At 46.5% G+C, this 6,454-nt stretch carries 7 protein-coding genes; 4 read left to right on the plus strand and 3 right to left on the minus strand.

The features are described 5' to 3' along the window. Positions 1–131 precede the first annotated feature (131 nt). On the plus strand, positions 132–917 hold the full coding sequence (locus tag J4G02_19675; GenBank protein MCE2396753.1) for a phytanoyl-CoA dioxygenase family protein: 786 nt from the start codon (positions 132–134) through the stop codon (positions 915–917). A gap of 48 nt (positions 918–965) precedes the next feature. Here J4G02_19675 and J4G02_19680 read toward each other — a convergent pair whose 3' ends face one another. Continuing rightward, positions 966–1,694, minus strand: coding sequence for a gamma-glutamyl-gamma-aminobutyrate hydrolase family protein (locus tag J4G02_19680; protein MCE2396754.1), 729 nt, complete (start codon positions 1,692–1,694; stop codon positions 966–968). A 97-nt stretch (positions 1,695–1,791) separates the two neighbouring features. Here J4G02_19680 and hisA point away from each other — a divergent pair, with 97 nt between their 5' ends. Beyond that, on the plus strand, positions 1,792–2,505 hold the full coding sequence (gene hisA, locus J4G02_19685; GenBank protein ID MCE2396755.1) for a 1-(5-phosphoribosyl)-5-[(5-phosphoribosylamino)methylideneamino]imidazole-4-carboxamide isomerase: 714 nt from the start codon (positions 1,792–1,794) through the stop codon (positions 2,503–2,505). A gap of 41 nt (positions 2,506–2,546) precedes the next feature. Here hisA and gspG read toward each other — a convergent pair whose 3' ends face one another. Continuing rightward, positions 2,547–2,999, minus strand: a complete 453-nt coding sequence (gene gspG / locus J4G02_19690; protein ID MCE2396756.1) for a type II secretion system major pseudopilin GspG — start codon at positions 2,997–2,999, stop codon at positions 2,547–2,549. Positions 3,000–3,087: 88 nt separating this feature from the next. Next, positions 3,088–3,789, minus strand: coding sequence for a hypothetical protein (locus J4G02_19695; protein ID MCE2396757.1), 702 nt, complete (start codon positions 3,787–3,789; stop codon positions 3,088–3,090). A 502-nt stretch (positions 3,790–4,291) separates the two neighbouring features. Here J4G02_19695 and J4G02_19700 point away from each other — a divergent pair. Continuing rightward, positions 4,292–5,284, plus strand: coding sequence for a site-specific DNA-methyltransferase (locus tag J4G02_19700; protein MCE2396758.1), 993 nt, complete (start codon positions 4,292–4,294; stop codon positions 5,282–5,284). Then, on the plus strand, positions 5,271–6,257 hold the full coding sequence (locus J4G02_19705) for an HNH endonuclease (protein ID MCE2396759.1): 987 nt from the start codon (positions 5,271–5,273) through the stop codon (positions 6,255–6,257). Before J4G02_19700 ends, J4G02_19705 begins: the two co-directional genes overlap by 14 nt. Positions 6,258–6,454 lie beyond the last annotated feature (197 nt).

The raw sequence follows: 6,454 nt of genomic DNA on the forward strand, positions 1-6,454 counted from the left end.
TATAAACAAGACGGCTATCTCAAGGTTGAGGGGCTCTTCGCGCAGGAAGCGGCTTAAAGAAGCGCCGTGAGGAACCTCGCTTGACATATTGTTAGCGTTTTCAAGACTAACTTTCAAGAAGGAGAGTGTATATGAGTACATTAGATCGGGTAACCGATGAGTATGTCACACAACTAGAGCAAGAGGGATGGTGCGTGATGGACGGTGTCATCCCCGCAGATGAGGTGGATGCCGTACGCGAAGAGGTAGAAACATCTGAGCCATCGTATAAAAAATTCAGCGAAGAACATGATCGATGGTCAAAAAACGTCATCGCCTTTTTTCCGTCCCTAGCACCCCACCTGTCTGACAAACGTTTTTTGAATGTCGTTAAAGCAATGTTAGGACCACAAGTGCGAATCTCCCAAACCGAGTACAAGATTCGGCCTCCACACTACGAGTTGAATCGTGCTTATCACTCAGACTTCCCCCACGACCTCAAACAACCGTGGCACGTAAGCCAACCTTTTCCCAAAACGGTGCTCGGTATCACAACGCTGTGGATGCTTACCCCTTTCTCTACCAGCAACGGTGGTACATGGGTAGTGCCCGGTACGCACGTAAGCCAAAAAAATCCGAGGGGCGAAAATGATGGGATCGATGAGTTCGCACCAATTCCGGGTGAATTGCAAGCAACCGGCGACGCCGGCAGCGTACTGATAATGGATAGTCGTATCTGGCACTCAAACGCAGCCAGTCCCAGCGAAAAGCCACGAACCGCAGTCGTCGTGCGCTATGCACCGTGGTGGCTCAATCTGGAGTTCTTCGGCGTCAATACAGCACCTATCCCCGCGGACGTTTTTGAGACGTTTCCGGAGGAGACAAAATTATTGTATGATCATCGGGTGGAAGGACGTGAAAGCAAGATATGGGCTTAGCAGGCATATGTAGGGTAGCAGCTGAACAAACCTGAAGAATTCGTGGGGTTATTGACACGCTTTCAAAAACGCCGCAAACAGATTCAGGGCTTCCGGATGGCGTTCCCACATCATTTCAGGGTGGCACTGCACGCCAAGGGCGAATCGGTGAGTTGGACTTTCAATCGCTTCGATGACGTTATCTTTCGCCTTGGCGGTTACGATAAAACCGTCGGGGACATCTCGCACCGCTTGGTGGTGGAAGGAATTGACGCGGGTAGTTGGACTGCCGAAAATCTGAAACAGACGGCTATCGGATAGAATGTCGATTGTATGGGACGCATACCAACCTGCGCCCGTTTGGGAGTGGCGCAAAGTTGGCTGCGGCATCTCGGCGGCAATATCTTGGTAGATTGTGCCGCCAGCCGCGACATTCAGCATCTGAATCCCGCGGCAAATTGCGAGAATCGGCAGGTCTTGGTCTAATGCTTTTTGAGTAAGCTGCAGTTCCATCTCATCGCGCACCCGGTCAACGCTGCCCATATTTTGATGCGGCTCCTGACCAAACAGTAATGGATCAATGTCACCACCGCCGGAGAGAACGAGCCCGTCGAGCACCTCCAAGTATCGGTCGATGCACTCCATATCTTCAACGTGTGGCACGAGGAGCGGGGTGCCACCAACGTATTCAATCGCACGAGCATAGTCGCACGCGATTATGTTACGTTCAAGGGCGTATATGGAGTCGCCGATAGGGCTTGCCGTTAAGCTGCAAGTGATACCGATAACTGGACGCATCTGCGATTCCTTTCTTTGATCGAATCATTCAAATCCAAACAATCAATACTAACTGAACGGTTACTACCTCACTCCAAGACAGGGAGTTCTAACAATCGTGTTAATTTTGCCAGCAATTGATCTCCGAAATGGAAAATGTGTAAATCTGGTGCAGGGACGTGCAGGAGAGGAAACAATTTTCTCGGACCAACCTGTAGAAATGGCCCAACAGTGGCAAGAAAGCGGCGCCGAATACCTTCACCTTGTAGACCTTGACGGTGCGTTTAGTACAGTATCCGATAATCTCCACGTCGTCAAGCAGATTGTCGAAGTGGTTCAGGTTCCCGTTCAATTGGGAGGAGGCATACGGACAATGGACAGGTTAGATGACGTTCTAGCACTCGGTGTGACAAGAGCAATTCTGGGGACGGCTGCCCTTAAAAATCCGTCGTTGGTCGAAGCCGCATGTAAAAAGTACGAATCCCACATCGCTGTCGGCATTGATGCAAAAGATGGGATGGTCGCTACAGAAGGCTGGCTCGATGTGTCTGAAAAGCCCGCTCTTACCTTCGCTAGAGAGATGGCAGATTCCGGAGTTCAAACCATCATCTATACCGATATCAAAAGCGATGGTATGCTCCAAGGACCCAACTTGGATACTACGGAAGCCATTGCTGACGCAGTCTCGGTAGATGTCATCGCCTCCGGTGGAATCACATCAATTCAAGATGTCCAATCGCTCAAAGAAATAGAGGTTCACGGCGCAATTGTCGGTCGGTCGCTGTATACTGGTGCTTTAGATCTGAGAGCCGCAATCTCCACCGCCCGTTAGCGGTGAATTAGCAACGCACCTCAAACTTCCAAACCCACCCTTTATTCATCCGGGCGAATCCAACTAACCACATCCTCCGCATCACCGGTGCCACCCTCGCGTCCATCGCTACCGAAAGAGACAAGATCGTAACCGTAGCGGTCATGGACACCGGGACGGATATAGATATAACCGTTTCCCCACGGATCTTTCGTGATTGGGACCTTCAAATATGGGCCCAACCAATTGACGGGAACTGGCGGCTGCTCAGGTTTCTCCCACAGCGCTGCCAGCCCTTGTTCGCTCGAGGGATAATCCCCATTATCTTTCGCGTAGGTGTCCAATGCAATGCCGATAGTCTCAATCTCTTCTGCTGCTTGCGCTTGATCTGCTTTTCCTGCCTGCCCCAGCAAGCCCGACGCTAGAACAACGGCAACCACAATCCCGATAATAACCACAACGATGAGGAGTTGTGTAGATGTAAAACCAGACGGTTGATTATCAATGTTTCTCAAACAATAGCCTCCTTCATTAAAAAGTCTGTCTCATTGTAGCACAAGCACTCGGTGCGCGCAAGTACAATTTGAAAGGTAGCGTTTACGCTCACCTATCCTGTTTGATTCGCCCCCACGCTGTCGTAAGTGATCCCTGCGTGTCCACGGGGAGTTGCTGACGGCCTGGCCCACCATTTTTGATGTTGGCACCGGTAATGGCAACGTCATCAAAACGTGCCTCCGCGTTACCAACCACAAGCCCTGCTTGACCGGGCTTCAGAGGGAATGGGTCTTCCGCCGTAAAGACCTGATCATTGACCTGAAACTCAAGTAGATTGTCTTTAACGGTTGCCCGGATTTTATACCACGTATCAATATCCGAGGTAAAAGGAAACTGCCGCGTAAACCATTGATCTGGTTTCGCCTTAGTAATCAACACAGTACTATGAAAGAAGTCAATAAAGAACAGATAGCGACTGTGCTCGTCACCCCTGTCGTATAACGATAACCCCACACGCGCCGGATCGTTGCGCTCTTTGACCAGTTTTGCTCGACATGAAACAGAATAGTTCTCCCAGTCCAATTGTCCCGTCAACCACAAACTGATGAACCCGCGCTTAAATATTCGTCCGACTGCCTCGCCCTTGTTAACCCACCAATTTTCAACCTGACGGTCTAAATTGTAAATTTTCCATTCCCTAGTAATTCTGTCTTCAAAATCGTCGCGCCATGTACCAGCGCAACTGGTTGCGTTCCACACCAAAACGGGAGCCAGCACGAGAACTATTAAGAAGAAGTAATTGGATTTCATCGACGTGATGCCTCCCTTGCATTGATACAAATCCCTGAACGTCGTGCGACAGGCCACCGATGGAATCAGGAGCCTACCCTCATTTACCCGCTCCAAATGTTATGATGGAAGATGTGTAGGAATAATAGCAAATCCGCTCTTGAAGTGTCAAGAAAAATTCAGAAAACGTCTGCTATGATATACTTTTGCGAATATGCGCTGGGACACACTATCTCAGCATTCACTTACATTTCATGCGCTACTTGTCAACTGTAGTTGAGCGAGGTCACAATATTACAGATGAAGTGATAGTTCATACCTCAATGTGAATTTTTATTGCAAACCCATCTGGGTTATGATATTCTACATCCAACCTGTATTAAGAGTTGAAGAGAAAAGTATGGCCGAAAAAAATCGAACTTAAAACTGTTGGCGTGGGTGCTATTGTTCGGATACACCAGTGACCCTATTAAAAAAATCACAAGCACGAAATTGTCGTAATAACTGAATCCTAGCTGGAGGAATGAAGATGATAAACTATACCGAATGTGGTCTGCCTGATAACCCGGTATATGTAACCGAATTGGGTAGAGCATACCTAGGTGATAGTCTTGAATTGATGAAATGCTTACCGAATGAAAGTGTAAACCTAGTTTTAACTTCCCCGCCATTTGCCTTGACTAGCAAGAAAGAATATGGCAACAAGGACGCGGGCGAATATGTTGATTGGTTCCTTCCATTTGCCTCCGAGATCCGCAGGATCCTCGCCGAAGATGGTTCTTTTGTTCTCGACCTTGGTGGTACATATCTCCCAGGTCATCCGGTCAGAAGCATTTACCAATATGAACTATTAATTGCTTTAGTCCGGAAAGTCGGATTTTACTTAGCTCAGGAATTTTTTCATTATAATCCGGCTAGACTACCTGCTCCCGCCGAATGGGTCAATGTCAGGCGAATCCGTGTAAAGGATTCGGTGAATGTAGTTTGGTGGTTATCTAGGACCGAATATCCCAAAGCGAACAACCGAAATGTCCTTCGTCCATACACGGAAGCCATGAAAAAGCTACTGAAAAAAGGTTATCGTGCTAAAAAGAGACCAAGTGGGCATGACATAACCCATAAATTTAGTCAAAATAATAACGGCTCGATCCCCCCAAATTTGCTAGAGTTGGGCAACAATGATTCAAACAGCAACTACATGCGAGAATGTAAGAAAAACGGTATCAACCCCCATCCTGCACGATTTCCACGTAAATTTCCCGAGTTCTTTATTAAATTTTTAACGGACACGGGGAACCTTGTTGTGGATCCTTTTGCCGGATCGAATACAACGGGATATGTGTCTGAATATCTAGGACGTCAGTGGTTAGCATTTGAAATCGAGGAAAGTTATATACAGGCAAGCCATTTTAGATTTGGACTCGATTCATACCATCATGAGATTGCAGATGATGATAAGGATGCAGAATCTCAACTGAAATTATTCTCGGGAAGTGATAACTATGGCGATTCTTAGCAAAAAGGTACTCCTAAACCGCATTGTGGATGCAGTCCATGAATGTAACTGGAATGTTTTATATATCTCGGCAAAACATCCATTTAGACTTAATGTATTTCGGGATGACACGAACTATCGAATCAAGACCTATATTTGGAACTTGACACACGGGGGTGGTTCAGCAAGACCAGGGAATGAATATAGAATACAGGTCAAAGTCAGAGAAGATTTTGAGGAAGAAGCAGGTTGGACAACGTTAATTTTAGGTTGGTGGGAGGACGTTGGTGTTTTCGCTGGTTTCGATCTTCGCAAGCACTATGGATTACCAGGGTGGTCATCATCAATACAGGTAAAAAAGGAAGCCTTAGAAAATGCCTATATTAACGGATTTGCAGCTGCAGATAAGGGCAATCAAGAAACTGCCATGGCATTCCGACCCGATTTTTTTATTCATTATTTGCAAAATCTCGAATCATTACATGATTTTGGTCAATCATCAGCAGACTTAGAAACTTTAAACACAGTTTCTGCAAATCCTGAAATTAATGAACAGGACATTCCAATTACAAATAGAGAACGAAAAACGGCTGTTGTCACGCTCAGAAAGAAATTGCGGGATGTTAGCTTCAGAAAACGAGTCCTGACAGCTTATAATTCAAGATGCGCTATCTGTGGCATGCAACTAAGCTTGGTTGAAGCTGCCCATATCGTACCTGTCTACGAAAATGGTACTGAAGAAACTGCTAACGGTTTGGCACTATGCGCCCTTCACCATAAAGCTTATGATAGTTCAATAATTACGGTATTAGAAGACTATAGCATCAAGTTAAGCGAGACGAAAGTATCCCAGCTAAAGGATAATGGTTTAGATGGTGGTTTGGAAGATTTTAAAAATAGCTTGCGTCCAATCATCCACTTACCTCCTGCCACATACGATAGACCTCATATTGAGTATATCAGGCTAGCTAACCAAATCCGTGCGTGGAGTTGATATTACTCGAGGATAGATTATCGCGAGATAAATCGCCTAAGGCCGAACTAAACGCGCGTCAGTGTTTCTACATATCGCCAAAAAATGATAGAGTACTTGCCTCAAAATTATGGCAGGTGGGGCGTTGACGGAACTGATCCAATGAAAAGCGATATCGCAATTTTAAACTGAGATTAGAAAGAACGGGTAAAGCAGTT

The organism is Candidatus Poribacteria bacterium, assembly GCA_021295755.1.
GTDB lineage: Bacteria > Poribacteria > WGA-4E > WGA-4E > PCPOR2b > PCPOR2b.